Consider the following 26,721-nt stretch of genomic DNA (forward strand, 5'->3'; position numbering starts at 1 on the left):
CCGTCATGAACCAGCCGCTCGCGGGCTTCGCCCCCGCCCCCGTCACCGCCCGCATGGAGAACCACGGCAGCCACATGCTGAAGGTCGCCATGCAGACCGGGAACGACCTCCTCGCGCGCGTGGGCTCGATGGTCGCCTACGAAGGCTTCGTCCAGTACGAGCCCAACCCGCCGGCCGTCCGCCAGATCGCGCGCGACTGGATCACCGGCGAGGGCGCGCCCCTGATGAAGTGCTCCGGCGACGGCCTGCTCTACCTCGCCGACTACGGCGCCGACGTCGTCGTGATCAACCTCAACGGCGACGGGATCTCCGTCAACGCCACCAATCTGCTCGCCTTCGACGCGCACCTCGCCTGGGGCGTGGAGCGTGTGAAGGGGCTCGCCAAGTTCGCCGGTCAGGGCCTGTGGAACACGAAGATCTCCGGGCAGGGATGGGTCGCGCTGACCTCCCGGGGCACGCCGATCGTCGTCGACTGCGGCGGCGGCGAGGACGAGACGTACGTCGACCCGGACGCGCTCGTCGCGTGGTCGCCCAACCTCAAGGTGAAGGGCAAGCGCAGCTTCAAGGCGCAGTCGCTGATCGGCCGGGGCAGCGGAGAGGCCTACCAGATGGCCTTCTCCGGCCAGGGCATCGTCGTCGTCCAGCCCAGCGAGGACAGCACCGACCGTCTCCGGGTCCGGGGCTGAGGGGAAGTCAGGAAGCCATGCAGAGTCCGCTTTTCGCGCACAACGACGTCCGGACGCAGGAGCGCTGGGCGTTGCAGAACCAGCAGTTGCTCCGGGTCACCCTGGAGGGGCACGACGACATCCTCGCCCGCAAGGGCACGATGGTCGCCTACCAGGGCCTGGTCGAGTTCGACGCCGAGTACCGCAGCAACGACCAGGCACGCGCGCGTGCGTACACCGGCGAGGGCCTGGACCTGATGCGCTGTCACGGGCAGGGCACGGTGTACCTCGCCAACCTGGCCCAGCACGTGCACATCATGGACGTCGAGCAGGACGGGCTGACCGTCGACAGCTCCTACGTCCTCGCCATGGACTCCTCGCTGCACTACGAGGTCGTCGCCGTCGACAGCCTCTACGGCATCTCCGGCTCGGGGAAGTACCAGCTGAACATCACAGGGCGCGGCAAAGTCGCCCTGATGACCTCGGGCGCGCCGCTGTTGATGCAGGTCACGCCCGACAAGTACGTCAACTGCGACGCGGACGCGATCGTCGCCTGGTCGACCGGACTGCGCGTACAGATGCAGGCCCAGACGCACTCCTCCGGGGTGTGGCGCCGGCGCGGCAACACCGGTGAGGGCTGGGAGCTGAGCTTCATGGGCTCGGGGTTCGCGCTCGTCCAGCCCAGCGAGCTTCTGCCGCCGCAGAACGCGGTGATCGGGCAGGGCCTCGCCGCGCAGTTCGGCATGGGGCAGCACGGGGCCCGCGGGCAGAACCAGGGCAACGTCTGGAACTGAGCGGCAGGTGGGGTGAACGCGAGGGGCGACCTCGAAGACGATCGCCCCTCGCCCGTTCAGAGCCTGGCGCGGGTGGCCGCCAGCAGCCGTACGACCGACTCGTCGGCCACACCGGCCACCTCGTCGTAGGTGAACCAGCGCAGGTCGAGAGATTCGTCACTGATCGCCTCCACGGCGCCGTCCGGTGCGACGGCGGCGTACTGCACGTCCAGGTGCCAGGCGCAGGGCGTGTGATGGCGGTCCAGGCGCACCGGGCCGCCGCGCAGCAGCGTCAGCCCCGCGATGCCCGACTCCTCCGTCGCCTCGCGCAGCGCGGCGTCCGCCAGTGTGGCGTCGGCCGGCTCGCAGTGGCCACCCATCTGCAGCCACATCCGGATCTTCTTGTGCAGGGTCAGCAGCACCCGCCCGCGCTCCGGGTCGACCACCAGAGCGCTCGCCGTGATGTGTCCGGCCCGGCAGGCCTTCCACAGGCCGTCCGGGTGCGCCTGAAGGTGGTCCAGGTAGGCCTGGCGCAGCTCTTCCTGGTCCCCGTACTCCTTCAGCACGAGGACCGCGTCGTCGTGGAGGCTCACTCGGTGTCGCCGTCCTTGTCGTCGGTCTCGGCCTCGCCGTCGTCCTTCTTGCGCAGGTCCGGCTTGCCCCGGTGACCGCCTGCGGCCTCGCCGAGCATCTTGTCCAGCTCGGAGAAGTCCAGTTGCTCGCGGTGCACGAAGCCGTCCGGGTCGTCCAGGTCGGTCGCCGTCGGCAGCATGTCCGGGTGGGCCCACAGACCGTCCCGGCCGTCGACGCCGCGCGCGTCCGTGAGCGAGGCCCACAGGCGGGAGGCGTCGCGCAGCCGGCGCGGGCGCAGCTCCAGGCCGATCAGCGTGGCGAACGTCTGCTCGGCCGGGCCGCCCGTCGCACGTCGGCGGCGCAGCGTCTCGCGCAGCGCGTCGGCGGACGCCAGGCGCGGCTTCGCGGCCGCGTGGACGACCGCGTCCACCCAGCCCTCGACGAGGGCCAGAGCGGTCTCCAGACGGGCCAGGGCGGCCTTCTGCTCGGGCGTGTCCTCCGGCTGGAACATGCCCTGCTGGAGCGCGTCCTGCAGCTGCTCGGGGTTCTGCGGGTCGAACTGGCCGACCACGTCCTCCAGCTTGGCCGTGTCGACCTTGATCCCGCGCGCGTACCCGTCGACCGCGCCGAACAGGTGCGAGCGCAGCCACGGCACATGCGCGAACAGGCGCTGGTGGGCGGCCTCGCGCAGCGCCAGGTACAGCCGGACCTCCTCCTGCGGCACGCCGAGGTCCTTGCCGAAGGCCTCCACGTTGGCCGGCAGCAGCGCGGCCTTGCCGGCCGGGCCGAGCGGCAGGCCGATGTCGGTGGAGCCGACGACCTCGCCCGCGAGCACGCCGACGGCCTGCCCGATCTGCGTGCCGAACATGGCGCCGCCCATCGAGCGCATCATGCCGATCAGCGGGCCCGCCATGGCCTGCATCTCCTCCGGCAGGACGTCGCCCATGGCGGCGCCGACCCGCTCGGCGACCGGGTCGACCAGCTCCTGCCAGGCGGGCAGGGTCGCCTCGACCCACTCCGCGCGGGACCAGGCCACCGCCGAGCCGGAGCCCGACGGCAGGGACGTCGCGTCGTCCAGCCACAGGTCGGCCAGGCGGACGGCCTCCTCGACCGCCCTGCGGTCGGCCGGGCCCACGCTCGCGTCCTTCGTGCCGTCCGGGGTGCCCTGGGCGACCGTCTGGCGGGCGATCTGCTTGGCCATGTCCCAGTTCACCGGGCCCCCCTCGTAGGAGAGCATCTGACCCAGCTGCTGGAACGCGGCGCCCAGATCCGTGGGATTCAGCGACCCGAACATCGCTGCGAGCGGATTGTCGGCGCCGGGGCCGCCAAAGCCTCCGGCTCCGGGCAGGCCGCCGAAGCCGAACGGGTTGGCCGGTCCCTGCCCACCACCGCTCTGCTGGTCCTTCTTCTTGCCCTCGTCGCCGTCCTCCGGCTCCTCCGGCGGAAGGCCGAAACCGAATGGGGTGTCACTCACGGGAATCCTCGGCTGGTAAGGCCGCCGGTCTGTCTCCGGCGGCGCGGCTGCCCGACAACACCACCCAGCGTAGACACCCGGACCCGATCGGGCCTCGGTGCTTCGCCCACGGCAGGCCTGCGGCAGGATGGATGCACCTGGTACGTACGCGTCACTCGCGCTCGTATTGAAGACAACCGCTGGAGACGCCCGGTGAGTTCCCCAGACCCTCAGGTTCGCGCAGCGCGAAACCCCTCAACCCCGTCCGCGGCTCCCGGCGTGCGCGGACCCGTCGTCGCGGTCACCGGCGCCGCCCGCGGTGTCGGGGCCCTGCTCACCGAGCGGCTCGCGGCCTCCGAGGAGATCAGGCAGGTCGTCGCCATCGACGAGCGGCGCGGCGAGTGCGCCGACGCCACCTGGCACATCCTCGACGTGCGCGACCCCGCCATCGCGGACAAGCTGCGCGGCGCCGACGTGGTCGTCCACCTCGCGCTCGACCTCGATCTGGAGACCGATCCGGCCGCCCGCACCGCTTACAACGTCCGGGGGACGCAGACCGTCCTGACCGCCGCGGCGGCGGCCGGCGTGCACCGGGTCGTGCTGTGCACCTCGGCGACGGTGTACGGCGCGCTGCCGGACAACGAGCTGCCCCTGTCGGAGGACGCCGAACTGCGCGCGACCGCCGAGGCCACCGGGGTGGGGGACCTGCTGGAGATCGAGCGGCTGGCCCGGCGCGCGCCGCGGGCGCATCCGGGGCTGAACGTCACCGTCGTACGGCCCGCCGTGCTGGTCGGCGGCACCGACACCGCGCTGACCCGGTACTTCGAGTCGCCGCGGCTGCTGGTCGTCGCCGGGTCCCGGCCCGCGTGGCAGTTCTGCCACGTCGAGGACCTGTGCAGCGCGCTGGAGTACGCCGTCCTGGAGAAGGTCGAGGGGGAACTCGCCGTCGGCTGTGACGGGTGGCTGGAGCAGGAGGAGGTCGAGGAACTGAGCGGGATCCGACGGATGGAGCTGCCGTCGGCGGTCGCGCTCGGCGCGGCGGCCCGGCTGCACCGGATCGGGCTCACCCCGTCCCCGGCGGGGGACCTGGCCTACACGATGTACCCCTGGGTGGTCAGCGGGAGCCGGTTGCACGACGCCGGGTGGCGGCCGCGGTGGACCAACGAGGAGGTGCTCGCGGAGCTGCTGGAGGAGGTCTCCGGGCGGCACACAGTGGCCGGACGCCGCCTGGGGCGCAAGGACGCCACGGCCGCCGGTGCCGCGGGGGCGACGGTGGCTCTGCTGGGCGCGGCGGCCGTCGTACGGCGGGCCCGCAAGGCCCGGCGCCGCGTGTGAGCCGCCGCGCGGCCACGTCGTAGGAGGCTCCGAAAGCGGCCACGCGGCTGCCTGGTGAATCTCGTATTCCCCGGTGTCACGGGCGTGCGGCACGATGGGGGCATGGCACACACGAGCGAGCACCCCGGCGAGCAGGCGGCACAGGATCCCATCAGGCTGATCGGTGTCCGGGAGACCACGCTCTCCGTGGACGAGGTGTTCCAGGCCGTGGGGGACGCCGCGGCCGGGGGCGTCGCCCTGTTCGTGGGGACCGTGCGCAACCACGACGGGGGTGCGGACGTGGACGCGCTCGGCTACTCCTGTCACCCCAGTGCCGAGGCCGAGATGCGGCGCGTCGCCGAGAAGGTGACGGCCGAGTATCCGGTGCGGGCGCTGGCCGCCCTGCACCGGGTCGGGGACCTCCGGGTCGGGGATCTGGCGGTGGTCGTCGCCGTGGCCTGTCCGCACCGGGCCGAGGCCTTCGACGCCTGCCGCAGGCTGATCGACGACCTCAAGCACGAGGTGCCCATCTGGAAGCACCAGAAGTTCTCGGATGGTACGGAGGAATGGGTCGGCGCTTAGCACCCTCGTCGAGGGGTGGTGGCCGGACCGCGGGAGGCCGGTGGGAGCCTCTGGCGTACGTCACCTGGAGCACACGGACGACCCCGTGTTGCGTAACCGCCCCCCTCGCGTGAGCGTTGTCAGTGCGGACGGTTAATCTGCTCATCAGTCAGTTGCGGACGCTCACAGCGTTGGGAGGCCGGCATGGGGGCGCTTGTCTGGCTGCTGATCCCGCTCATGGCCGCGATCGGCGGCGGGCTGTGGGGCAGTTGGGCCAGCAGGACTCGCAAGGTGCGCGGCGACGGCCCCGAGCTGGACGGTTATGCCCGGTTCCGGGAGGCCATGGAGCGGTCCCACACGGGTGCCGGCGGCGTGTGAGGTGGGTGCCCTGACGGTGCGCTGACAGAGGCGTCCCGTACTGTCGTGGCATGCCACGCCGCACCGCGACGATGCTCGCCTCCACCCTGATGCTGATCGCGCTCCTGTGCGCGGGAGTGCTCATCCCCGTGCCGTACGCGGAGATGTCCCCCGGCCCGACCGTGAACACGCTGGCGGACCACGACGGCGAGCCGGTGCTGCAGATCTCCGGGCACAGGACGTACCCGACCGACGGCAATCTGAACATGACGACCGTCCGGGTGACCAGCGCGGATTTCCGCATGAACCTGGTGGAGGCGGTCTACGGATGGCTCGACCCCGACACCAAGATCGTGCCGCACGACACGCTCTACCCGGACGGCAAGACGGAGCAGCAGTCCACCCAGGAGAACGCCGAGGAGTTCAGCCAGTCCCAGGAGAGCGCCAAGGTCGCCGCCCTGAAGCAGCTGGGCATCCCGGTGAAGTCCTGGGTGATCGTCTCCACCGTCGTCAAGGGCGCCCCCGCCGAGGGCCGGCTGCACGCCGGTGACGTGATCAAGGCGGTCGACGGCACGGCCGTCAAGCAGCCCGCCGACGTCGCCAAGCTCGTCACCAGGCACAAGCCCGGACAGAACGTCGTCTTCACCGTCGTCCCCGCCAGGGAGCAGGCCGCCGCCGAGAAGGCCCACAGGACGGCGACCGCGACCCGGGACATCACCCTGACCACGAAGACGTCCGACGACAGCGGGCCCAAGCGGGCCATCGTCGGGATCTCCGCCGGCACCGACCACACCTTCCCGTTCACCATCGACATCAAGCTCGCCGACGTCGGCGGCCCCAGCGCCGGTCTGATGTTCGCGCTCGGCATCTACGACAAGCTCACCCCGGGCAGCCTGACCGGCGGCAGGTTCGTCGCCGGCACCGGCACCATCGACGACAACGGCACCGTCGGCCCGATCGGCGGCGTCGAGATGAAGACCGTCGGCGCACGCGACAAGGGCGCCCAGTACTTCCTGACGCCGGCCGACAACTGCGCGGCCGCGGCCAAGGACACCCCGAGCGGGCTGCGGCTGGTCAAGGTCGGGACGATCAAGGACGCGCTCGACGCGCTGAAGGACATCCGCACCGGGAACACCGCGGCGCTGCCGCAGTGCACCACCAAGGGCTGAGCGGCACGCACGGCGGGTGTGCTGCCCGGCGGACCCGTGCCACGGCTGAGGGCGCCCCACGAGCACGAGGGGCCCCCGTCGCCGTACCGCGAAGACTCAGTCCTCGAACGTCGCCGTCAGGGCCTCGGCCAGGCCGGGCACCAGGTCCGGGCCGGTCAGGACCTCCGTCGGGCTGTCCTTCTCGCGCAGCCGCAGTGCCGAGTCGCGGCTGCCGTCGCGCAGCACCGCGACCGTCATGCGCACCTCCTGGCGCTCGGGGTGCTCGGCCACCCACTTGGTCAGCTGCGCCTCGCTCAGATCCCGCGGGACCTGCGCCTCGGCGGACGGTGGCAGCATCAGGCGCTCCACGGAGAGTGCGCAGCCGGTCACCGCGTCGGGCCAGGCGATCGTGCCGAGGAACTCGTCCAGCGGCTTGCCGGTCGGGATCTCGTCCTGCTCGATCGGGGTGAGACCGGAGGACGCGGACTCGTCCTCGAGACCCAGCTGGGCCGCGAGCGCGGGTTCCTGTGCCCGCAGCCGTGCGGTGTCGACAAGGGCGAAGAGGCGAGCGGGCTGGTCCCAGCCGAGGCCGGAGACGTACTCGTCGATCTCGAGTACGGCCCGGGTGAGCGGGCTCGCTGCCATGGGAGTGTTGGACATGGTCACAATCCTGCCTCGTTCAGGGCCGGAATCGGGAACCGAGCAAACCGTGAGTAAGTTGCATAGGTGTGGGTCCGCGATCACGGGGGGCCACGGCCGGCCCGCGACCAGTCGGGCCTGACGGATCGACAGCGACTTCGAGGTGCGCACCTTGGCTTTCCAGATGCCGGACCGCGGCGGAGGCCCGACGGGGCCACGGATCAGAGCGGGCCGCCCGTCCCGGGGGGCACGGACCCTGCTCATGACACTGGGCGTCCTCGCCGTCCTCGGCATGGCCTTCACCATGTTCGCGGGCTTCTGGACGGACTGGCTGTGGTACCGGTCGGTGCACTACTCGTCCGTGTTCACGACCACGCTGTGGACCAAGATCGGCCTCTTCGTCGTCTTCGGCCTGCTGATGGCGGTCGCGGTGGGGGTCAACGTCTGGCTGGCGCACCGCCTGCGGCCCCCGCTCAGTGCCATGTCCATGGAGCAGCAGAGCCTCGACCGCTACCGGATGAGCATCGCGCCGTACAAGAAGTGGCTGCTGATCGCCGTCACCGCGCTCGTCGGGCTGATCGCCGGCGCCTCCGCGGCCGGCCAGTGGCGGACCTGGCTGATGTGGGTCAACGGCGTGCCCTTCCACCAGAAGGATCCCCAGTTCCACCTCGACGTATCCTTCTACGCCTTCGACCTGCCCTGGTACCGCTTTCTGCTCGGCTTCGGCTTCGCCACCGCCATCCTGTGCCTGATCGCCGCCGCGCTCACGCACTATCTGTACGGCGGGCTGCGGGTCACCAGCCCCGGTGCGCGGGCCACCGCCGCCGCGACCGGGCATCTGTCGGTGCTGCTCGGCCTCTTCGTCGCCCTCAAGGCCGTCGCCTACTGGCTCGACCGGTACGGCCTGGCCGTGAAGTCCAGCGACTTCAAGGCGACGGGCGAATGGACCGGCCTGCGCTACGTCGACGCCAACGCGTACCTGCCGGCGAAGACGATCCTGTTCTGCATCGCCGTCATCTGCGCGCTGCTGTTCTTCGCCACGCTGTGGCGGCGCACCTGGCAGCTGCCGGTCATCGGCTTCGGCCTGATGGTCCTCTCGGCGATCCTGATCGGCGGGCTGTACCCGGCGATCGTGCAGAAGTTCCAGGTCCAGCCCAACGAGCAGGCGAAGGAAGCGCCGTACGTCCAGAAGAACCTCACGGCCACCCGCGAGGCGTACGGCATCGGCGACACCAAGGTCACCGAGTACGCCGGCAAGTCCACGACCTCGGACAAGACCAAGCTGCGAGGCGACGCGGACGACGCGGCGAGCCTCCGGATCATGGACCCGAACATCGTCTCGCCGACGTTCCAGCAGGCGCAGCAGATGAAGAACTACTACGCCTTCCCGACCAACCTGGACGTCGACCGGTACCCCTCGAAGGACGGCGGGGACGCCAAGGAGCAGGACACGGTCATCGGGCTGCGCGAGCTGAACCTCGACGGCGTCCCGAAGAACAACTGGATCAACGACCACTTCCGCTACACGCACGGCTACGGCGTGGTGGCCGCCAGGGGAACCGAGGCCGACGACCAGGGCCAGCCGGTGTTCACCGAGTCGGACCTGCCGTCCAGGGGCGACCTCGGAACGTACCAGCAGCGCGTCTACTACGGCGAGAAGACCACGACCTACTCGATCGTCGGCGGGCCGCAGAAGGAGGTCGACTACTCGGCGGACAACGGCGACGAGAAGACCACCAGCTACACCGGCAGGAGCGGCGTCAACCTCGACAACCCGATCAACCGGGCCGCGTACGCGGTGGCGTTCAACGAACCGCAGATCCTCTACTCCGGCGCGATCGGCAAGGGCTCGCGGATCCTGTACAACCGCACGCCCAAGGAGCGCGTGGAGGCGGTCGCCCCCTGGCTGACCATCGACGGCGACGCCTATCCGGCGGTCGTCGACGGCCGTATCCAGTGGATCGTCGACGCGTACACGACGTCGAACGGCTACCCGTACTCCTCCCGTACGACCCTGGGCGACACGACGGCCGACTCGCTGACCGCCGCGAACAACAACCGCGCGGTGGTGGCCCAGCAGAACCAGGTCAACTACATCCGCAACTCGGTGAAGGCGACCGTCGACGCCTACACCGGCGAGGTCAGGCTGTACCAGTGGGACACCCAGGACCCCGTGCTGAAGACCTGGATGAAGGCGTTCCCGGGCACGGTGCAGCCGAAGAGCGCCATCTCGAAGGACCTACTGGCCCATCTTCGCTACCCGCAGGACCTGTTCAAGGTCCAGCGCGAGCTGCTCACCCGCTACCACGTGACGGACGCGCAGACGTTCCTCACCGGCAGCGAGGTCTGGCAGGTGCCCGACGACCCGACCAACGACTCGGGCAGCGCGGTGCCGCCGTACTACCTGAGCATGAAGATGCCGGACCAGAGCAAGCAGGCGTTCTCGCTGACGACGACGTTCACACCGAACGGACGGGACAACCTCAGCGCGTTCATGGCGGTCGACTCCGACCCGGGCACCCGTGACTACGGCAAGATCAGAATCCTGAAACTGCCGGCCAGCACCACGGCCGACGGCCCCAGACAGGTGCAGAGCCAGTTCAACTCCCGGCCGGACATCGCGGAGACGATCAGCCTGCTCACCCGGGGGCATTCCAAGGTCGAGTACGGCAACCTGCTGACCGTGCCGCTCGACGGCGGACTGCTGTACGCGGAGCCGGTCTACGTCCTCGGCGGCAACAAGCTGAAGTACCCGTTGCTGGGCAAGGTGCTGGTCACCTACAACGGCAAGACGGCGTTCGAGGACACCCTCGACGAGGCCCTCAACAAGGTGTTCGGCGTGGACGGTTCGACCACCGCGCCACCGGACACCGGCACCACCAACCCGCCGTCGTCCGCCAACCCGTCCGCCCAACAGGCCCTGGCCGACGCCCAGAAGGCGTTCGACGCGGGCCAGCAGGCCCTCAAGGAGCCGAACGGGCCGGACTGGACCGCGTACGCGAAGGCCCAGAAGGACCTGCAGGCCGCGCTGAAGCGGGCCGAGGACGCGGAGGTCAAGGCCGGCAAGAACGGGTCAGGACGCAAGAGTTGATCAATAGCCCCCCGGCGCCGTGATACGGTTGACAGGCAACGGCGCGGGGTGGAGCAGCTCGGTAGCTCGCTGGGCTCATAACCCAGAGGTCGCAGGTTCAAATCCTGTCCCCGCTACTGCAGTCGAAGGCCCGGATCCCAAGGGATCCGGGCCTTCGTGGTGTGCGAACTCATGTACTGGGGGGAGGGACGGCCGTGCCGCCGTGGGGAGTTGAGCGGTGTGTGTTTGACTTGTCGCCCTGTGGGCATGTCGACAAAACGCTGAAGTGACCTCACGGGCTGCGGTATACCGGGTGTACCAAGGTTGCAGGTGGTGCGACGATGGACGTTATGGGGGACAAGGCAACTCTGTTCGAGTCAGGGCGATTTGTGCAGCCTTCCGGCGAGGAGCCCACCCGCGACGAGCTGAGCGAGATGGGGGACGCCGCGGAGGAGGTGCGCCTCGGGCTGGCCGCGCAGAGCGGCGACGCCGAGGCGGCGAGCGTCCTCGGAGCCCTGCTGCTGCGTCGCGGCGACCTCGACGGAGCCGAACCCCATCTGCGCGCCGCCACCGCGGCCGGTGACCGGGCCGCCGCCAACAACCTGGGTGTCCTGCTGCACCAGCGCGGCTACCCGGAGGAGGCCGCCGGCTGGTGGCGCATCGCCGCCGTCGCCGGTTCCGCCGCCGCCGCGCACGCACTGGGCCGCTACCACCGTGAGCGCGGGGACGAACCGGCCGCCGAGTACTGGCTGCGTCAGTCCGCCGAGCAGGGCCATGTCCTCGGTGCGTACGCCCTCGCCGACCTGCTGGAGCACCGCGGGGACGTCGGCGCCGAGCACTGGATGCGGGCCGCGGCCGAGCGTGGGCACCGCGAGGCCGCCTACCGGCTGGCCCGCGCGCTCGACCGGCGGGTCGGACACGAGGACGAGTGCGAGGCCGACAACGCCGCCGCCGAGGCCGAGCAGTGGTACCGGCAGGCCGCCGCGCGCGGCCACCGGCGGGCCGCGCTGCACCTCGGTGCGATCCTGGAGAAGCGCGGGGAGTTGAAGGAGGCCGGGCGCTGGTACCTGACCTCCGCCAAGGACGGCGAGCCCCGGGCCGCCTGCGCGCTGGGTTTCCTGCTGCGCGACGCCGGGGACACCGGGAGCGCTGCCGTGTGGTGGCTGCGGGCCGCCCAGGAGGGCGACGGCAACGCGGCCAACGCGCTCGGCGCGCTGCACGCCGAGCGCGGCGAGACCCAGACCGCCGAGCGCTGGTACCGGGCCGCGCTGGAGGCCGGTGACGACAACGGCGCCTACAACCTCGGGCTGCTCTGTGCCGAGCAGGGACGGACCGCGCAGGCCGAGCAGTGGTACCGGCGGGCCGCCTACGCGGGTCACCGGGAGGCCGCGAACGCGCTCGCCATCCTGCTGCTCCAGGGCGGCGACACCACCGGCGCCGAGCCGTGGTTCTCCAAGGCCGCCGAGGCGGGGAGCGTCGACGCCGCGTTCAACCTGGGGATCCTCTACGCCTCGCGCGGCGAGGAGGCCTCGGCGCTGCGCTGGTACGAGCGGGCCGCCGCGGCCGGACACACCGAGGCCGCGCTCCAGGTCGGGATCGCCCGGCTGCGCGGGGGCGAGGAGCAGGAGGCCGAGCGGCATCTGCGGTGCGCGGCCGGCGGGGGCAGCGCGGAGGCGGCGTACCGGCTCGCGGCGCTGCTGGACGCGCGGCGGCCGCCGGAGCCGGCACACGAGCTGGGCGAGATCGTGCACGACAAGACCGAGTGCGAGGAGTGGTACGAGCGGGCGGCGACCCAGGGGCACCGGCGGGCGCAGGTGCGGGTCGGGATGCTCGCGGCGGCGCGGGGGGATGTCGTCGAGGCGGCGCGGTGGTACCGGAAGGCGGCGGAGGCGGGGTCGCGCAACGGCGCCTTCAATCTCGGGCTGCTGCTGGCCCGGGAGGGAAGCGAGCCGGAGGCGGCGGTGTGGTGGACGCGGGCCGCGGACGCCGGGCACGGCCGGGCGGCACTCCGGCTGGCCCTCGTCTACGCGCGTCGGGGAGAGCTGGCGGAGGGACAGCGCTGGGCCGACCGTGCGGTCGAACTGGGCCCGGCGGAGGTCGCGGAGCGAGCGGGGCGGCTCAGAGACGCGCTGGGCGAGGAACTCTCCGCGTGACGCTGCGCCGGCCTCCGACGTATCTGCCCGCCCGTCGGCCCCGCCCGGCCGGCTGGGAAGTGGCCCTGCTCACTCGCCGCCCAACTGATTTGCTTCGCTGCGCCGGTCTCGCGTAATGTCGTGTTCACCGACGCGGGGTGGAGCAGCTCGGTAGCTCGCTGGGCTCATAACCCAGAGGTCGCAGGTTCAAATCCTGTCCCCGCTACTGAAGGTCGAGGGCCGGAATCCAGAGACGGGTTCCGGCCCTCGGCGTATTCCGGTGTCAGACCTTGTGCGCTCCCGGCGGTTCGTCACCCTGATCGCCCGGCCATCACCGCTCGCATCGGACAAATTTCGTCCGCACGCCCCTGCGCGTCTCCTTTCGCCGACGCGCGGGCCGTCCACGCGGCCACCGTGGACGGCAAGGCATACGGCTTAGCCTTCGACGACGTGGCGGACTTCGCCTCCTGCATCCAGGACACGCGTCCCGCGGCCCTCACCCTCACCCTGACGGCGTTCTGAGGCGACGCGGACCCGCATCGCAGGGACACCGCGCGCCACGCGAGTGCGCGCGGTGTCCCTGCCGGGCACAGCCGTCGAGCGGCGGCCGTGCCGCTGCGGTGGGTGCCGGCTCGGAGGGCGCCGACGGGGGTGGCGGGGAAGGCGTGCCGACGGCACCGAGCCCCGGCGCCACAGGGGCCACCGGGGCTCGGTGGGTCGGCAGAAGTTACGCCGCCGCGCAGTCCGGGCACAGACCGCGGTACGTCATCTCGACGTCCGACACCGTGAAGCCGAAGCGCTCCGTGTCGGGGAGGTCGGCGAGCGGGTTGCCCGTCGGGTGGACGTCGCGGATCGCGCCGCAGTGGGCGCAGACCAGGTGGTGGTGCGGCCGGTGCGCGTTCGGGTCGTAGCGCTTGGCACGTTTGTCCGTCGTGACTTCCAGCACCTCGCCGAGGGACACCAGCTCACCCAGCGTGTTGTAGACGGTCGCCCGGGAGATCTCCGGCAGCTTCGCGACAGCCCGCGCGTGGACCTCGTCGGCCGTCAGATGGACATGCTCGCCGTCGAGGACCTCGGCCACGACGCGCCGCTGCGCGGTCATCCGCCATCCGCGTCCACGCAGCCGTTCCAGAAGGTCGCTCATGGCCACCAGCCTAACAGCAAGCGGGACCAGGATGGGAATAGGTGTGAGATTGGACTGACAATTGAATTTGACCTTGTCCAATATGGGATCAGGTACGGATTGGCCACAGGGCAGGACCGGGGCAGGCGCCAGTCATCCGGCCGGCAGGGAACGCAGGAGGCGCACGTGACGCAGGGACCGCTCACCGCGGAGGCCGGTGCCCGGCGGTTCGAGTGCTGCGCGGCTGAGCCGACGCTGCTGACCGGCGGCACCCGCCGCTGGGCGGGCCGGACCCCACGGTGCTCGGAGTCCGGCCCCTTCCGGGTGCCCGGCGCAGGGGCACCGGGTGCTCAGAGCGCCGGTGCGGGCTCCCGTGCCGGGGCCCAGCAGCGGATGATGTCGCGGACCGAGACGATGCCGGCGACCTCGCCGCGGTCGAGGACGACCAGGTGCCGGAAGCCGCCGTGGGCCATGGCGCGGGCGGCCTGCTCCAGGGTCCAGGTCGGGGCGGCGAAGACGACGTCGTTGGTGGTGTGGGCGTGGATGTGTTCGGTGTCGGGGTTCTGGCCGAGGCCGACGGAGTTGAGGATGTCGCGTTCGGTGAGGATGCCGATGCCGCCGGCGTCCGGGTCGAGGACGACGGCGGCACCGACGCGACGGGCGGACATCAGGCTCGCTGCCTGGCGGAGTGTGTGGGCGGGGCCGACGGTGAGGATCACCGTGCTCATGGCGTCACGGACGAGCATGGATGGAGCCACCTCCTAGGAATCCTGTTGTGCAAGGATTCACAAGTTCACAAAGTGGGGGTGGCTCCAGACTGCCAGGTAAAGGACGGGTCAACAAGGGGGCGCGCGTGGTGAGTTGAGGGCGTGGCCGGGTTTCTCCCGTGACTCAGTGGCGCTGGTTGAGATACCCCAGCAACTCGTCGTGCAGCAGTCCGTTGGAGGCGGCGGCGTTTCCGCTGTGCGGGCCCGGGCGGCCGTCGAGGCCGGTGAAGGTGCCGCCGGCCTCCGTGACGACGATCGCGTTGGCGGCCATGTCCCACAGTGACAGCTCCGGCTCCGCGCAGATGTCCACGGCCCCCTCGGCGACCATCATGTACGGCCAGAAGTCGCCGTACGCGCGCGTGCGCCACACCTGTCGGGTGAGGTCGAGGAAGCCGTCGAGGCGACCCTGCTCCTCCCAGCCGGACAGGGAGGAGTACGCGAAGGACGCGTCCGCGAGCTTGCCCACGCCGGAGACGTGGATGCGGTTCGCGACGGTCAGGTTGCGGCCCGTGAACGCGCCGTGCCCCTTCGCGGCCCACCAGCGGCGGCCGAGGGCTGGGGCGGAGACGAGGCCGACGACGGGCTGGTAGCCGCCTTCGGCCGCCTCCGTCAGGGAGATGAGCGTGGCCCACACCGGGACGCCGCGGACGTAGTTCTTGGTGCCGTCGATGGGGTCGATCACCCAGCGGCGGGGGCCGGAGCCCTCCACGCCGTACTCCTCGCCGAGGACCGCGTCTCTCGGGCGGGCGCGCTGGAGCTGACCGCGGATGAGTTCTTCCGCCGCCTTGTCCGCCTCGCTCACCGGGGTCATGTCCGGCTTGGTCTCGACCTTCAGGTCGAGCGCCTTGAAGCGGTCCATGGTGGCGGCGTCGGAGGCGTCCGCGAGGACGTGGGCGAGACGCAGGTCGTCGAGGTAGTCCGGCATGTAGGGAACGGTATCCGCCGCGGTCGGTACGGGGCCACCAGGGCCGGGGCCTCGGGGCGGCGCCTTGTGCCACGGCGGGGGCGGGGACGAAGGGGATGCGCGGGTACGGCGGAGGCGCGCGGGGACGACGGGTGCCCGACCGTACGGCGGCCGGCGCCCAGGACCCCCGGCCGCCCGCGCTCCCGGCGCTCCGGCAGACAACCCTCCCGAACCCTTGACAGTGCATACAAGCGCGTCAAATCTGGGCGCAGAGCCGCTCCGCCCCCAGGGAGGCGATGATGCCTGCTGCCCGGGACTCCCTTCTGGACGCCGCCTGCACGGCGCTCGCCCGCCGGCCGTGGTCCGCGGTGCGGATGGTCGACGTGGCCGCGACGGCGGGGGTGTCCCGGCAGACCCTCTACAACGAGTTCGGCAGCAAGGACGGGCTGGCCCGGGCGCTGGTGCGGCGGGAGGCCGACGGCTACCTCGCCGGAGTGGAGCGGGCACTGGCCGGACCGGGCGAGCCCACGGCGCGGCTCACCGCCGTCGCCGAGTGGACCAGTTCCGCAGCTCGGGACAACGCGCTGGTACGGGCCATGCTCACCGGCTGCTGGAGCGAGCGGCTGCCCGCCCCGCCGCTAGCCGCCGTGACCTCCGCCTCCTCGGTGCCGGCGCAGCGCCGGGCGGACGGGCCGCTGCCGACGCCCCGCGACCTCGTACGGATCGTCCGGGACCGCGCGGTCACCGCCCTCGCGGGTGCCGCGGCCGGTCCCGCTGACGCCGCCGAGCTGGCCCGCTCCTGCGAGCTGGCCGTACGCCTCGCCCTGTCCTGCGTCGCGGCGCCACCGGGGGAGGACGGCATGGCGGAGCTGATCCGCGCGGTCGCCCCGTGCCGGACGGTATGATCCCGGACCTCAGGACCTCGGTACGGCCGTCCCGGAAGCACTGTCCACGGCGCCGCCCTCAGTGCGCCGACCCCGACAGCTGGAGCCCGATCACCCCGACGATGACCAGGCTGATCGAGACGATCTTCAGGGCGGACACCAGGTCGCCGAGGAAGACCATGCCGTAGATCGCGGTGCCGGCCGCGCCGATACCGGTCCAGACCGCGTACGCGGGACCGACGTCGAGCTTCCTCAGGGACAGGGTCAGCAGGCCGAAGCTGCCGAGGGCGAAGGACGCGAAGGCGACCGTGGGCCACAGGCGGGTGAATCCGTGCGAGAGCTTGAGGCACACGGCGAAGCCGGTCTCCAGCATCCCGGCCACGACGACCAGCAGCCACGCCATGTGGGGTCCTCCCGTTGATCCGGATCTCCGGCTCGGTGCGATTATGCACTTACCGAGCCGGGGCCCCGGCAAACAACCCGAAGGCCCCTCAGTCGCCCTCCGTGCGCTCCCGCGTGGCCAGCAGGCGGCGCAGCGAGTACAGGCGCGCCGGGTCCGCGTGGCCCTCCTCGACCCATCCGTCCAGCGCGCAGTCCTGCTCGTCGTGGCTGCACGCGCGCGGGCAGCCCTCCGTACCGGGTTCGAGGTCCGGGAAGGCGTGGATGACGCGGGACGGGTCGATGTGGGCGAGGCCGAAGGAGCGGACGCCCGGGGTGTCGATCACCCAGCCGTCCGCACCGGTGAGCGGGAGCGCGAGGGCCGACGTGGTGGTGTGGCGGCCGCGGCCCGTCACCGCGTTGACGTGTCCCGTCGTCCGCCGCCGCTCCTCGGGGACCAGCGCGTTCACCAGCGTCGTCTTGCCCACGCCGGAGTGACCCACGAACGCCGTCACCCTGCCGTCCAGGTGCTCCCGCACCCGGTCCGCTGCGTCACCGTTCTCCAGCTCCTCGCGGCTGGTGACGACGTACGGGATGTCGAGCGCGCCGTACAGCTCCAGCAGCTTGTCCGGCGGGGCCAGGTCCGACTTGGTCATCACGAGCAGCGGCTCCAGGCCGCCGTCGAAGGCCGCGACGAGGCAGCGGTCGATCAGACGAGGGCGTGGTTCCGGGTCGGCCAGAGCCGTCACGACCGCCAGCTGGTCCGCGTTGGCGACGACCACGCGCTCGTACGGGTCGTCGTCGTCGGCCGTGCGCCGCAGCACCGACGAGCGCTCCTCGATCCGCACGATCCGCGCGAGCGTGTCCCTCGTCCCGGACAGATCGCCGACCAGGGCGACCCGGTCCCCGACCACCGCGGCCTTGCGACCCAGCTCGCGCGCCTTCATCGCCATGACGGTCCGGTCGCCGACCAGAACGGTCAGCCGGCCGCGGTCGACCGTGAGCACCATGCCCTCGGCGGCGTCCTCGTGCTTGGGCCGGATGTGCGTGCGCGGCCGGGTGCCCCGGCGGCCGGGGCGGGTGCGGATGTCGTCCTCGTCGGTGTGCTTGCCGTAGCGGCGCATGGCGTGTCCCTACTGCCCGAGCATCCCGGTCCACAGCTCGGGGAAGTCCGGCAGGGTCTTCGCCGTCGTCGCCACGTTCTCGATCCGCACACCCTCCACCACGAGGCCGATGATCGCGCCGGCGGTCGCCATGCGGTGGTCCTCGTAGGTGTGGAAGACGCCGCCGTGCAGCCTGCGCGGGCGGATGTGCAGGCCGTCGGCGGTCTCGGTGACGTCACCGCCCAGCTCGTTGATCTCCTTGGTGAGCGCGGCCAGCCGGTCCGTCTCGTGCAGCCGCAGGTGGGCCACTCCCCGCAGAGTGGAGGGGGAGTCCGCGAGGGCGGCGACCGCCGCGACGCCCGGGGACAGCTCGCCGACGTCGCCCAGGTCCACGTCGATGCCGTGGACGGCGCCCGAGCCGGTGAACACCAGCCCGTACTCGGTGAGTTCGCAGGAACCGCCCATCTCGGTGAAGATCTCCCGCAGCCGGTCACCCGGCTGGGTTGTCCGCTCCGGCCAGTCCGGGATCAGCACCTTGCCGCCGGTGACCAGGGCCGCCGCCAGGAACGGCTGGGCGTTGGACAGGTCCGGCTCGACCGTCAGGTCGCGGCCGAGCAGCGCACCCGGCGTCACCCGCCACATGTTCGGCTCGCCGCCCGACTCCGGGGTGTCCACCTGGGCGCCGACCGCGCGCAGCATGTCCACCGTCATCCGGATGTGCGGCATGGAGGGGAGCGTCGCGCCGGTGTGCCGGACCTCGACGCCCTGGTTGAAGCGCGGGCCGGACAGCAGCAGGGCGCTGACGAACTGGGAGGACGAGGAGGCGTCGATCGACACCGGGCCGCCGTCCAGGGCCCCGCCGCCGTGGACCGTGAGCGGCAGCGCGCCCCGGCCGTCGTCGTCGATCCGGGCGCCGAGCTGCCGCAGCGCGTCGATCACGCCGTGCAGGGGACGCTCGTACGACCGAGGGTCGCCGTCGAACCGGATGGGGCCGTCGGCCAGCGCGGCCACCGGCGGCAGGAAGCGCATCACCGTGCCGGCGTTGCCGACGTCGACCGTGGCCGGGCCGTGCAGGCCCGTCGGCAGCACCCGCCAGGCCTCGCCGGTGCCCTCCGGGCCGCTCGCGACGGAGGAGCTGGAGGACACGGTCTCCTCGATCTCCACGCCCATGGCGCGCAGCGCACCGGCCATCAGCAGGGTGTCCCGGGAGCGCAGCGGGCGGCGCAGCCAGCCCGGCTCGGAGGCAAGGGCGGCCAGCACCAGGGCGCGGTTGGTGACCGACTTCGACCCGGGCACGTGGACCGTCGCGTCGACGGCTCCGCTCGCGTGCGGGGCGGGCCAGAGGGCGGTGTGTGCGGGGTTCTCGGTCATGCGCCCCACTGTAGTGGCTGGGGATGGCCGGAGATCTCGATCAAAAGGGGCGAAACCTCCATGAGGGCGGGCCCGGAGCCGCCGCGAACGGGGGCGTCCGCGCCGGGGCTCACACCTCCAGCAGCCAGCGCCCCCCGCCGATCAGCGAACACAGTGACACCGCGTGGAACAGGAACAGCCACAGTCCCGCCGGCACATGCGTCAGCCGGGCCAGCTGATCCGCGTCCGAGTCCCCGGCCCATCCCGCCCCCCTGCCGCCGCCCTCGAACGGCGCTTCGCGGCCCCTCCGGCGTGACCGCTTGCGCTGCAGCTCGAACGGCGGCCGTACCCCGCCGAGCAGCAGGAACCACACGACCGCGTACGCGAACGCGGCCTGCACCTGGGGCCCGGTCAGCCAGGACACCAGCAGGAAGGCGCCCCCGGCCAGCACCACGGTCAGCACGCCGTACGCGTTGCGGGTCATCACCAACATGGCCACCAGCAGCGCCGTCGCCGCCCACAGCAGCAGTGTGATGCGGCCGGCCGCCAGCAGCGCGGCGCCACCCAGGCCCAGCAATGAGGGGGCGGTGTAACCGGCCGCCGCCGTGAGGATCATGCCCAGCCCGTAGGGCTTGCCCCGGCTGACCGTGAGGCCGCTGGTGTCGGAGTGCAGCCGGATGCCGGTGAGCTGCCGGCCGGTGAGCAGTGCCATCAGGCCGTGGCCGCCCTCGTGCGCGATGGTGATCGCGTTGCGCGATATGCGCCACAGGTTGTGCGGGACGACGACGGCGAGCGCGGCCACCGAGGTGGCGAGCACCACCCACACGTCGGGATCGGGCTGGGTACCGGTGAGCCGGTCCCAGAGGTCGGGCAGCGCGAGGGCGGCGAGGCTGTCCATGTGTCCGAGGGGCCCCTGTTCTCGTACGGAGTCTGGCAGTGTGGCATGTATGTGCGGACGGTATGCATCGAGTCGTAGGCCCGAGGATCTCGCAGGAATCTTCGAGATCGAGAACTGGGACCCGAAGGAGACCCTGGAACCGGACTACAACGTGGCGCCGACCAAGGAGGTCTACGCCGTCCTCGACCGTCCCCTGAAAGACGCGGACTCCCCGCGGCCGGTTCGCCAGCTGCGCAAACTCAGGTGGGGACTGGTGCCGTCCTGGGCCAGGACGCCCGAGGGCGGCGCCCGGATGATCAACGCGCGGGCCGAGACCGTGCACGAGAAGCCCGCCTACCGTCGCGCCTTCACGGCCCGGCGCTGCATCATCCCGGCGGACGGCTACTACGAGTGGGTCACCGGCACGCAGGAGCGCGAGCTGGAGGTCGAGGGGAGGAAGAAGCGGCCGCGCAAGCAGCCGTACTTCGTGCTGCCCGCCGACGGCTCGGTGTTCGCCATGGCCGGGCTGTACGAGTTCTGGCGCGACCGGACCCTGCCCGACGACCACCCGCAGGCCTGGTGGGTCACCTGCTCGGTGATCACCACGGAGGCGGAGAGGACCCCGCTGGCCGTGGCCCCCGCCGAGGGCCCGCACGCCCTCGCCGACATCCACCCCCGGATGCCGTTGATGCTCACCCCCGACCGCTGGGACGCCTGGCTCGACCCGGACCGCACCGACCCCGACGACCTGCGCGAGCTGCTGGCCCCGCCCCCGCCTCGCCTGATGCGCGCCTACCCGGTCTCCACCGCCGTCAGCAACGTCCGCAACAACGGCCCGGAGCTGTTGAAGGAGCTTCAGGCGCCGGAAGAGGGCACACTCTTCTAGCGTGATCGAGATTGTCGAGACGGACACCGGGACCGCACGCATCACCTGGCACCGGGCGGAGGACCCCCGGCTGGTCCTCGCCCTGAGCCACGGCGCGGGCGGGGGCATCGAGGCCCGCGACCTCCAGGCCCTCGCCCAGGCCCTGCCCGCGCACGGCGTCACCGTCGCCCTCGTCGAGCAGCCCTGGCGGGTGGCGGGCAAGAAGGTCGCGCCCGCGCCGAAGACCCTGGACACCGGCTGGCGCGGCATCTGGCCGGCGCTGACCGGGATGGAACTGCCCGTGATCTCCGGCGGGCGCAGCGCCGGGGCCCGGGTCGCCTGCCGTACGGCGAGGGAGCTGGGCGCGCACGCCGTGCTCGCGCTGAGCTTCCCGCTGCATCCGCCGGGCGAGCCGGAGAAGTCCCGCGCGGAGGAACTGCTCGGCACCGGGGTGCCCACCCTGGTCGTCCAGGGCGGCAGCGACCCGTTCGGGAAGCCGCAGGAGTTCCCCGAGGGGCGGTACCGGCTGATCGAGGTGCCGTACGGCGACCACGGGTTCGCGGTCCCGAGGCGCGCGGGGATCGGCCAGGAACAGGCCCTGGAGATCCTCACCGAGGGCGTCGTGGAGTGGGCCGCGTCACTCGGGTGACGGCAGGGAATGTCACACGGCGGACCACTGTTGTGACGGGCAGAAGTGCTGAGGCCTCGGCACCTACGTCGCAGGAGAGGAAGTCCGCCGCATGGGTTCGACCGTATGCCCTCCCGCCGTCGATTCGAGCCGTACGCGTAGCGCTGACCTGGACTGGACCGTGCTGCACGCGGCCAAGGCCGCGCCGATTCGAGGGGCGGCAGGCACGGGTCGTGTTCTATCCTCCGAATCGAGTGGGACCGGTCTCGGTCCTGCCCGGGATCTTGAGGAGGTGGGTCCGGTCACCGGTACCGACGCAGGGACCGACAACGGCCAGGCGGAGCAGCCCGAGGGCCAGGGCGTGAGCGCGGAGGCGGCCGACGAGTCGACCGCGGAGCGCAGTGCGCGCTTCGAGCGGGACGCGCTGGAGTTCCTCGACCAGATGTACTCGGCCGCGCTGCGCATGACGCGCAACCCGGCCGACGCGGAGGACCTGGTGCAGGAGACGTACGCCAAGGCGTACGCGTCCTTCCACCAGTTCCGCGAAGGCACCAACCTCAAGGCGTGGCTGTACCGGATCCTCACGAACACCTTCATCAACTCCTACCGCAAGAAGCAGCGTGAGCCCCAGCGCTCCGCCGCGGAGGAGATCGAGGACTGGCAGCTCGCCCGCGCCGAGTCGCACATGTCGACGGGTCTGCGCTCCGCCGAGTCGCAGGCGCTCGACCACCTGCCCGACTCGGACGTGAAGGAAGCGCTCCAGGCGATCCCCGAGGAGTTCCGCATCGCCGTCTATCTCGCGGACGTCGAGGGGTTTGCCTACAAGGAGATCGCGGACATCATGGGGACACCCATCGGTACGGTGATGTCCCGGCTGCACCGGGGCCGCCGTCAACTGCGCGGCATGCTGGAGGACTACGCCCGTGAGCGCGGGCTGGTCCCCGCGGGCGCCGGGGAGTCGAACGAAGTGAAAGGTTCGGGCTCATGAGCTGCGGCAAGCCGCACGAGACGGACTGCAGTGAGGTCCTCGACCATCTGTACGAGTTCCTCGACAGTGAGATGCCGGACGTCGATCGCGACAAGTTCCAGCAGCACTTCGAGGAGTGCTCGCCGTGCCTGGAGAAGTACGGCTTGGAGCAGGCCGTGAAGAAGCTGGTCAAGCGGTGCTGCGGCCATGACGACGTGCCCACGGACCTGCGCGCCAAGGTCATGGGGCGGATCGAACTGATCCGCTCCGGCCAGGCCGTGCCCGAGCACGAAGTGACGGCGGCGCCGCAGGAGAGCTGACCGGACGGTCATCCCCCGCCATCACCCGAACGTGCTAATCCTCAGGTCATAGATCCCGCACTCCCGATCCCCGCCCTAGGCTCCGAGCCCGGGACAGGCATGGGCAGGGAGGGGTGCGATGGAGGCGGTACCGGCGCGAGCGCGCGGCTTTGTGGCCGCCGTCGCCCTGTTGGCACTGCTCTGCCTGCTGCCGCTGTCGACGATACGCACCCCGTGTTGGGCGCTCGCCCTGCTCTCCGCGCTCTACGCCGTCTGCGAGCACGTCGTACGCAAGCGCTTCGGCGGCACCTTCCACCCCGTGCTGCTCGCCGGGGCCTTCCTGCTGCCGCCGCCGGCCGCCGCACTGGTCCCGCTGCCCGCGGCCCTGCTCCTGCCGGGCGGGCCCGGGTCCGCGCCGTTGCGCCGCCTGTGGCGGGCCGCCCGGCCGACGCTGGCGGTGTGGGGCGCCGCCCGGGTGCACTGGGCGCTGGGCGGCCGGGACGCGGTCGTCGCCTCCGACTTCCCCTACGCGCTGCTGCCCGCCGGCGCGGCCGTCGTCGCCTTCTGCCTGATCCTGGCCGCCCTGGACGGCGGCATCCGCGCGGCCGCCCTCGGCGTCCCGCTGCGTCGGGCCTGGCGCGGGCTGCTGTGCCGCTCCCTCGCGCCGGTCGCCGTGCAGGGGCTCGCCGGGCTGATGATGGCCGTGCTGTGGCGCAGCCCGTACGGCCCGGTCGCCGCCCTGCTCGTGCTGCTGCCCATGTACGTCTCCTGGTGGATCTTCGCCCAGTACCACCGCGAGCGCGCCGCCCACCAGGCCACCATCCGCGCCCTCGTGCAGGCCGTCGACATCAAGGACGGCTACACCCGCGGCCACAGCGAACGCGTCGGCCAGGCCTCCGTGATGATCGCCCGCGAACTCGGCATGGACGACGAACGGGTCGAGGTGCTGCGCTTCGCCGGCATCCTGCACGACGTCGGCAAGCTGGGCGTCCCGACGAGGCTGCTGCGCAAGGACGGCCCGCTGACCCCCGAGGAACGCCGGATCATCGAACTGCACCCCGAGTACGGCCACGAGATGGTGCGCGGCATCTCCTTCCTCGGCGAGGCCCGCGCCGCGATCCTGCACCACCACGAACGCCTCGACGGCAGCGGCTACCCGTACGGCCTCGTCGGCGACCGCATCCCCGAGTGCGCCCGGGTCGTCGCCGTCGCCGACGCCTTCGACGCGATGACCTCCACCCGCTCCTACCGCCGGGCCCGGCCCGTCGAGGCGGCCGTCGCCGAGCTGGAGCGGTGCGCCGGCACGCAGTTCGACCCGCGCATGGTCACCGCGCTCGCCCGCGCGCTGGGCCGATCGGGGTGCCCCCGCGCCGGGGGAGAAGCCGAGCGCGGGGGAGGCTGGCACCCCGCCGTCACCGCCGACGAGACGTCCCGCGAGAGCGAGGGCGCGAGGGCGGTCACCAGGACACCCCGATGACCCCGCTGCGGATCGTGCACGGCGCCGCCGTCCTCGCCGCGGCCTGCTCCCTCGCCGTCACCCTGTGGACGGGGCTCGGCGACCGGAGCGTCGCGCTCGCCTTCGGGGTGCTCACCGCCGTCGGCGAGCTGACCCGGTGGAGCGACGCCGGAACACGGCAGGCCGCCCCCCTCGCCACCGCGGGATCGCTGTCGTACGCCCTGCTCGGTGCGGACGCCGGACGCCCCGCGCACCACGAGCCGGCGCAGGTCGTCACCGTCGTCCTCGTCGCCGCCCTGCTCGGCGCCGTCCCGCACATCTGGTCCGGGCGCATCCCCACCCTCGACCACCTCGCCCGCCGCGTGCTCACCGTCGGTTTCGCCGCCGTCTGCTTCCAACCCCTGTACGACAAGGGCCTGTTCCACACCTGGGACGGTCCCGCCTACGCCCTCCTTCTGGTCGCCCTGCTGGGCCTGACCGCCCTGTGCGACGCCGTCCTGGCCGCCGCTCTCGCCCACGCCCGCACCGGCTGGCCGTTCGGCCCGCTGCTGCGCGAGGAGCTGCGCGGGCTGCTCGGCATCGGCTCCGCCGTCTGCGCGACCGGCGCGGTGATGGCGCTCGGGGTGGCCGTCGCCGGGCTGTGGGCGCTGCCCGTGTTCTGCCTGCCCCTGCTGCTCACGCAGTTGTCCCTGCGCCGGTACGCGGCCGTCCGCGCCACCTACCGGCAGACCATCGCCTCCCTCGCCCGCGCCACCGAGATAGCAGGCTGCACCCCCGCCGGGCACGCCCGCCGCGTGGCCGCGCTCAGCCTCGCCGTCGGCCGGGACCTCGGCTTGACCGGGCCCGAACTGAGCGTCCTTGAGTACGCGGCCCTCATGCACGACATCGGCCAGCTCAGCCTGGTCGACCCGGTCCCGGCCGGTGCCACCGCCGGCCTGCCGCCGGCGCAGCAGCAGCGGATCGCACTGCTCGGCGGGGCCGTCGTACGGCAGACCGGGGTGGCCGCGGCCGTCGCCGTGGTGGTGGAGCGACAGGCGGACCCCTACCGCGAACAGCCGCTCGCCGCCCGGATCGTCCGCGCCGTGAACGCCTACGAGGAGAAGAGCCGGGACGCCGGTCCCGAGGGGCCCCTGCGGACACTGGAGGAGCTGCGCCTCGGCACCGCCGAGGACTACGACCCCGACGTGGTGGAGTCCCTCGCCCGGGTCCTGGCCCGGCCGCGGGCCTGGCGGGAGGGCGCGCCGCCGGCGGGCGACGGGAGACGCACGGCACTGTCTGACCCCGCGCACGGCTGGGTAACCCATGGGTAATGAGCGCCTTTCCCTGCGTACGTGGTTGGATGCGAGGGAGAGGGTGTCCGGGGGCACAAGCCAGCCCACTGTGCGGAACTGGAACTGGCAGGCGGGAATCGTGAGGATCTTCGGCAAGGGACGGCACCGGCCCTCCGCCTCCTGGCGGCAGGCCACCGACCGGGCGTTCACACTGATCGGCGACGGCCGGTACGAGGACGCGGGCGAGCTGCTGACACGGGCCGCCGATCTGGAGCCCTGGCTGTCGGAGTCCTGGTTCAACCTGGCCCTGCTGCACAAGTTCCGGCACGACTGGGAACAGGCGCGGGCCGCGGGGCTCCGGGCGGTCGCGCTGCTGGACCGGGAGACCGGGGCACCCGACTGGTGGAATGTCGGCATCGCCGCCACCGCCCTGCAGGACTGGCCGCTGGCCCGCCGCGCCTGGCAGGCGTACGGCCTGAAGGTGCCCGGTGGCGCCGCCGTGGCCGGGGAGCCGGTCGGCATGGAGCTGGGCAGCGCGGCCGTGCGGCTCTCCCCGGAGGGCGAGGCCGAGGTCGTGTGGGGGCGCAGGCTGGACCCGGCGCGGATCGAGGTGCTGTCCGTCCCGCTTCCCTCGTCCGGGCGGCGCTGGGGCGAGGTCGTGCTGCACGACGGTGTCCCGCACGGCGAGCGCACCACGTCCACGGGGCATGCCTACCCGGTCTTCGACGAGATCGAGCTGTGGGCGCCCTCGCCGGTGCCGACCTGGGTGGTCCTGCTGGAGGCGGCCACGGAGGCGGACCGGGACGCGCTGGAACAGCTGGCCGCCGACGCGGGGTTCGCCGCGGAGGACTGGTCCTCGTCCGTGCGGCTGCTGTGCCGGATGTGCTCGGAGTCACGGATGCCCTCGGACGAGGGCGAGGGACTGCACCTGGATCCGCATGACCACAGCGAGCCGGGGCACCCCGGGCCGCTGGGGCACCGCACGGACGGTCAGCTGTGGGTGCCGGAGCGGGAGTGCGGGGTGGCCGCGCCGGCTTCGCTGGTGCGGGGGCTGCTGGACGGGTGGGTCGCCGACAGCCCGGACTCGCGGGACTGGCGGGATCTCGAAGAGGTTTGCTGAGCCACCGGTGACCGGCCGCCTTTAGTCTGTACCCGAGACATTTC

The 26,721-nt window shown here is 72.0% G+C and carries 27 protein-coding genes and 2 tRNA genes; 19 read left to right on the top strand and 10 right to left on the bottom strand.

Annotation, left to right across the window (positions count from 1 at the left end):
- Nucleotides 1–5: 5 nt before the first annotated feature.
- Together AC5WRT_RS07700 and AC5WRT_RS07705 are read left to right on the top strand one after the other, a co-directional pair.
- Nucleotides 6–686, top strand: coding sequence for an AIM24 family protein (locus tag AC5WRT_RS07700; RefSeq protein ID WP_496093609.1), 681 nt, complete (start codon nucleotides 6–8; stop codon nucleotides 684–686).
- A 17-nt stretch (nucleotides 687–703) separates the two neighbouring features.
- Nucleotides 704–1,459, top strand: a complete 756-nt coding sequence (locus AC5WRT_RS07705; protein WP_496093608.1) for an AIM24 family protein — start codon at nucleotides 704–706, stop codon at nucleotides 1,457–1,459.
- 56 nt (nucleotides 1,460–1,515) lie between these two features.
- Here the strand turns inward: AC5WRT_RS07705 and AC5WRT_RS07710 are convergent, their stop codons facing one another.
- Both AC5WRT_RS07710 and AC5WRT_RS07715 read right to left on the bottom strand, forming a co-directional pair.
- Nucleotides 1,516–2,031: an NUDIX hydrolase gene (locus tag AC5WRT_RS07710; RefSeq protein WP_496093607.1), complete on the bottom strand. Its 516-nt coding sequence runs from the start codon at nucleotides 2,029–2,031 to the stop codon at nucleotides 1,516–1,518.
- Complete coding sequence (locus AC5WRT_RS07715; protein ID WP_496093606.1) at nucleotides 2,028–3,485, bottom strand: zinc-dependent metalloprotease; 1,458 nt, start codon at nucleotides 3,483–3,485, stop codon at nucleotides 2,028–2,030. The genes AC5WRT_RS07710 and AC5WRT_RS07715 overlap by 4 nt, the downstream gene beginning before the upstream one ends.
- A 192-nt stretch (nucleotides 3,486–3,677) precedes the next feature.
- Here AC5WRT_RS07715 and AC5WRT_RS07720 point away from each other — a divergent pair, with 192 nt between their 5' ends.
- The 4 genes from AC5WRT_RS07720 to AC5WRT_RS07735 all read left to right on the top strand — a co-directional run bounded on the left by AC5WRT_RS07720 (nucleotide 3,678) and on the right by AC5WRT_RS07735 (nucleotide 6,865).
- The gene (locus AC5WRT_RS07720; RefSeq protein ID WP_496093605.1) at nucleotides 3,678–4,799 is read left to right on the top strand and encodes an SDR family oxidoreductase; all 1,122 of its coding nucleotides are present in this window, start codon (nucleotides 3,678–3,680) and stop codon (nucleotides 4,797–4,799) included.
- Between the two features lie 102 nt (nucleotides 4,800–4,901).
- Nucleotides 4,902–5,360, top strand: coding sequence for a molybdenum cofactor biosynthesis protein MoaE (locus tag AC5WRT_RS07725; protein WP_496093604.1), 459 nt, complete (start codon nucleotides 4,902–4,904; stop codon nucleotides 5,358–5,360).
- 183 nt (nucleotides 5,361–5,543) lie between these two features.
- Nucleotides 5,544–5,717: a hypothetical protein gene (locus AC5WRT_RS07730; RefSeq protein WP_496093603.1), complete on the top strand. Its 174-nt coding sequence runs from the start codon at nucleotides 5,544–5,546 to the stop codon at nucleotides 5,715–5,717.
- 50 nt (nucleotides 5,718–5,767) lie between these two features.
- A complete protein-coding gene (locus AC5WRT_RS07735) occupies nucleotides 5,768–6,865 on the top strand; it encodes a YlbL family protein (protein WP_496093602.1) in 1,098 nt (365 codons plus the stop codon).
- Between the two features lie 96 nt (nucleotides 6,866–6,961).
- Here AC5WRT_RS07735 and AC5WRT_RS07740 read toward each other — a convergent pair whose 3' ends face one another.
- Nucleotides 6,962–7,504: a PPA1309 family protein gene (locus AC5WRT_RS07740; protein WP_496093601.1), complete on the bottom strand. Its 543-nt coding sequence runs from the start codon at nucleotides 7,502–7,504 to the stop codon at nucleotides 6,962–6,964.
- Nucleotides 7,505–7,667: 163 nt separating this feature from the next.
- Here AC5WRT_RS07740 and AC5WRT_RS07745 point away from each other — a divergent pair, with 163 nt between their 5' ends.
- The 5 genes from AC5WRT_RS07745 to AC5WRT_RS07765 all read left to right on the top strand — a co-directional run bounded on the left by AC5WRT_RS07745 (nucleotide 7,668) and on the right by AC5WRT_RS07765 (nucleotide 13,207).
- Nucleotides 7,668–10,574, top strand: coding sequence for a UPF0182 family membrane protein (locus AC5WRT_RS07745; protein ID WP_496093625.1), 2,907 nt, complete (start codon nucleotides 7,668–7,670; stop codon nucleotides 10,572–10,574).
- Nucleotides 10,575–10,616: 42 nt separating this feature from the next.
- Nucleotides 10,617–10,690: transfer RNA gene (locus AC5WRT_RS07750), tRNA-Met, on the top strand.
- 204 nt (nucleotides 10,691–10,894) lie between these two features.
- A complete protein-coding gene (locus tag AC5WRT_RS07755; protein ID WP_496093600.1) occupies nucleotides 10,895–12,706 on the top strand; it encodes a tetratricopeptide repeat protein in 1,812 nt (603 codons plus the stop codon).
- 131 nt (nucleotides 12,707–12,837) lie between these two features.
- Nucleotides 12,838–12,911 (top strand) — tRNA-Met (locus AC5WRT_RS07760).
- Between the two features lie 125 nt (nucleotides 12,912–13,036).
- A complete protein-coding gene (locus tag AC5WRT_RS07765; RefSeq protein WP_496100098.1) occupies nucleotides 13,037–13,207 on the top strand; it encodes a beta-1,3-glucanase family protein in 171 nt (56 codons plus the stop codon).
- Nucleotides 13,208–13,412: 205 nt separating this feature from the next.
- Here AC5WRT_RS07765 and AC5WRT_RS07770 read toward each other — a convergent pair whose 3' ends face one another.
- From AC5WRT_RS07770 to hisN, 3 genes are all read right to left on the bottom strand, one after another.
- Nucleotides 13,413–13,829, bottom strand: coding sequence for a Fur family transcriptional regulator (locus AC5WRT_RS07770; RefSeq protein WP_496093599.1), 417 nt, complete (start codon nucleotides 13,827–13,829; stop codon nucleotides 13,413–13,415).
- A gap of 329 nt (nucleotides 13,830–14,158) precedes the next feature.
- Entirely contained in the window at nucleotides 14,159–14,554 is a 396-nt protein-coding gene (locus AC5WRT_RS07775) for a CBS domain-containing protein (RefSeq protein ID WP_496093598.1), read from the bottom strand.
- Between the two features lie 145 nt (nucleotides 14,555–14,699).
- Entirely contained in the window at nucleotides 14,700–15,500 is an 801-nt protein-coding gene (hisN, locus tag AC5WRT_RS07780; protein ID WP_496093597.1) for a histidinol-phosphatase, read from the bottom strand.
- Between the two features lie 275 nt (nucleotides 15,501–15,775).
- Between hisN and AC5WRT_RS07785 the strand changes: the two genes are divergently transcribed.
- Complete coding sequence (locus AC5WRT_RS07785; protein ID WP_496093596.1) at nucleotides 15,776–16,384, top strand: TetR/AcrR family transcriptional regulator; 609 nt, start codon at nucleotides 15,776–15,778, stop codon at nucleotides 16,382–16,384.
- Between the two features lie 58 nt (nucleotides 16,385–16,442).
- On the opposite strand, the gene AC5WRT_RS07790 is transcribed toward AC5WRT_RS07785, so the two are convergent.
- From AC5WRT_RS07790 to AC5WRT_RS07805, 4 genes are all read right to left on the bottom strand, one after another.
- Nucleotides 16,443–16,766, bottom strand: coding sequence for a DMT family transporter (locus AC5WRT_RS07790; protein ID WP_496093595.1), 324 nt, complete (start codon nucleotides 16,764–16,766; stop codon nucleotides 16,443–16,445).
- Between the two features lie 88 nt (nucleotides 16,767–16,854).
- The gene (gene rsgA, locus AC5WRT_RS07795) at nucleotides 16,855–17,865 is read right to left on the bottom strand and encodes a ribosome small subunit-dependent GTPase A (protein ID WP_496093594.1); all 1,011 of its coding nucleotides are present in this window, start codon (nucleotides 17,863–17,865) and stop codon (nucleotides 16,855–16,857) included.
- Nucleotides 17,866–17,874: 9 nt separating this feature from the next.
- Entirely contained in the window at nucleotides 17,875–19,215 is a 1,341-nt protein-coding gene (gene aroA, locus AC5WRT_RS07800) for a 3-phosphoshikimate 1-carboxyvinyltransferase (RefSeq protein ID WP_496093593.1), read from the bottom strand.
- A gap of 109 nt (nucleotides 19,216–19,324) precedes the next feature.
- A complete protein-coding gene (locus AC5WRT_RS07805) occupies nucleotides 19,325–20,092 on the bottom strand; it encodes a M50 family metallopeptidase (RefSeq protein ID WP_496093592.1) in 768 nt (255 codons plus the stop codon).
- Between the two features lie 49 nt (nucleotides 20,093–20,141).
- Between AC5WRT_RS07805 and AC5WRT_RS07810 the strand changes: the two genes are divergently transcribed.
- From AC5WRT_RS07810 to AC5WRT_RS07840, 7 genes are all read left to right on the top strand, one after another.
- Nucleotides 20,142–20,957, top strand: a complete 816-nt coding sequence (locus tag AC5WRT_RS07810; protein ID WP_496093591.1) for an SOS response-associated peptidase — start codon at nucleotides 20,142–20,144, stop codon at nucleotides 20,955–20,957.
- 1 nt (nucleotide 20,958) lies between these two features.
- Nucleotides 20,959–21,585, top strand: coding sequence for an alpha/beta hydrolase family protein (locus tag AC5WRT_RS07815; protein ID WP_496093590.1), 627 nt, complete (start codon nucleotides 20,959–20,961; stop codon nucleotides 21,583–21,585).
- Nucleotides 21,586–21,856: 271 nt separating this feature from the next.
- A complete protein-coding gene (sigR, locus tag AC5WRT_RS07820) occupies nucleotides 21,857–22,552 on the top strand; it encodes an RNA polymerase sigma factor SigR (protein ID WP_496093589.1) in 696 nt (231 codons plus the stop codon).
- Entirely contained in the window at nucleotides 22,549–22,851 is a 303-nt protein-coding gene (gene rsrA, locus AC5WRT_RS07825) for a mycothiol system anti-sigma-R factor (RefSeq protein WP_496093588.1), read from the top strand. Before sigR ends, rsrA begins: the two co-directional genes overlap by 4 nt.
- Nucleotides 22,852–22,969: 118 nt before the next feature.
- Complete coding sequence (locus AC5WRT_RS07830; RefSeq protein ID WP_496093587.1) at nucleotides 22,970–24,307, top strand: HD-GYP domain-containing protein; 1,338 nt, start codon at nucleotides 22,970–22,972, stop codon at nucleotides 24,305–24,307.
- On the top strand, nucleotides 24,304–25,596 hold the full coding sequence (locus AC5WRT_RS07835; protein WP_496093586.1) for an HD-GYP domain-containing protein: 1,293 nt from the start codon (nucleotides 24,304–24,306) through the stop codon (nucleotides 25,594–25,596). The genes AC5WRT_RS07830 and AC5WRT_RS07835 overlap by 4 nt, the downstream gene beginning before the upstream one ends.
- 100 nt (nucleotides 25,597–25,696) lie before the next feature.
- Entirely contained in the window at nucleotides 25,697–26,677 is a 981-nt protein-coding gene (locus tag AC5WRT_RS07840; RefSeq protein ID WP_496093585.1) for a hypothetical protein, read from the top strand.
- Nucleotides 26,678–26,721: the final 44 nt, after the last annotated feature.

The organism is Streptomyces sp. NTD91 (assembly GCF_059510455.1).

Bases quoted from the DNA above. Each gene is read 5' to 3' on its own strand.
- AC5WRT_RS07700 (WP_496093609.1), top strand. From the start codon at position 6: ATGAACCAGCCGCTCGCGGGCTTCGCCCCCGCCCCCGTCACCGCCCGC.
- AC5WRT_RS07705 (WP_496093608.1), top strand. From the start codon at position 704: ATGCAGAGTCCGCTTTTCGCGCACAACGACGTCCGGACGCAGGAGCGC.
- AC5WRT_RS07725 (WP_496093604.1), top strand. From the start codon at position 4,902: ATGGCACACACGAGCGAGCACCCCGGCGAGCAGGCGGCACAGGATCCC.
- AC5WRT_RS07730 (WP_496093603.1), top strand. From the start codon at position 5,544: ATGGGGGCGCTTGTCTGGCTGCTGATCCCGCTCATGGCCGCGATCGGC.
- AC5WRT_RS07735 (WP_496093602.1), top strand. From the start codon at position 5,768: ATGCCACGCCGCACCGCGACGATGCTCGCCTCCACCCTGATGCTGATC.
- AC5WRT_RS07740 (WP_496093601.1), bottom strand. From the start codon at position 7,504: ATGTCCAACACTCCCATGGCAGCGAGCCCGCTCACCCGGGCCGTACTC.
- AC5WRT_RS07745 (WP_496093625.1), top strand. From the start codon at position 7,668: ATGCCGGACCGCGGCGGAGGCCCGACGGGGCCACGGATCAGAGCGGGC.
- AC5WRT_RS07755 (WP_496093600.1), top strand. From the start codon at position 10,895: ATGGACGTTATGGGGGACAAGGCAACTCTGTTCGAGTCAGGGCGATTT.
- AC5WRT_RS07770 (WP_496093599.1), bottom strand. From the start codon at position 13,829: ATGAGCGACCTTCTGGAACGGCTGCGTGGACGCGGATGGCGGATGACC.
- AC5WRT_RS07775 (WP_496093598.1), bottom strand. From the start codon at position 14,554: ATGCTCGTCCGTGACGCCATGAGCACGGTGATCCTCACCGTCGGCCCC.
- hisN (WP_496093597.1), bottom strand. From the start codon at position 15,500: ATGCCGGACTACCTCGACGACCTGCGTCTCGCCCACGTCCTCGCGGAC.
- AC5WRT_RS07785 (WP_496093596.1), top strand. From the start codon at position 15,776: ATGATGCCTGCTGCCCGGGACTCCCTTCTGGACGCCGCCTGCACGGCG.
- AC5WRT_RS07790 (WP_496093595.1), bottom strand. From the start codon at position 16,766: ATGGCGTGGCTGCTGGTCGTCGTGGCCGGGATGCTGGAGACCGGCTTC.
- rsgA (WP_496093594.1), bottom strand. From the start codon at position 17,865: ATGCGCCGCTACGGCAAGCACACCGACGAGGACGACATCCGCACCCGC.
- aroA (WP_496093593.1), bottom strand. From the start codon at position 19,215: ATGACCGAGAACCCCGCACACACCGCCCTCTGGCCCGCCCCGCACGCG.
- AC5WRT_RS07805 (WP_496093592.1), bottom strand. From the start codon at position 20,092: ATGGACAGCCTCGCCGCCCTCGCGCTGCCCGACCTCTGGGACCGGCTC.
- AC5WRT_RS07810 (WP_496093591.1), top strand. From the start codon at position 20,142: ATGTGCGGACGGTATGCATCGAGTCGTAGGCCCGAGGATCTCGCAGGA.
- rsrA (WP_496093588.1), top strand. From the start codon at position 22,549: ATGAGCTGCGGCAAGCCGCACGAGACGGACTGCAGTGAGGTCCTCGAC.
- AC5WRT_RS07830 (WP_496093587.1), top strand. From the start codon at position 22,970: ATGGAGGCGGTACCGGCGCGAGCGCGCGGCTTTGTGGCCGCCGTCGCC.
- AC5WRT_RS07835 (WP_496093586.1), top strand. From the start codon at position 24,304: ATGACCCCGCTGCGGATCGTGCACGGCGCCGCCGTCCTCGCCGCGGCC.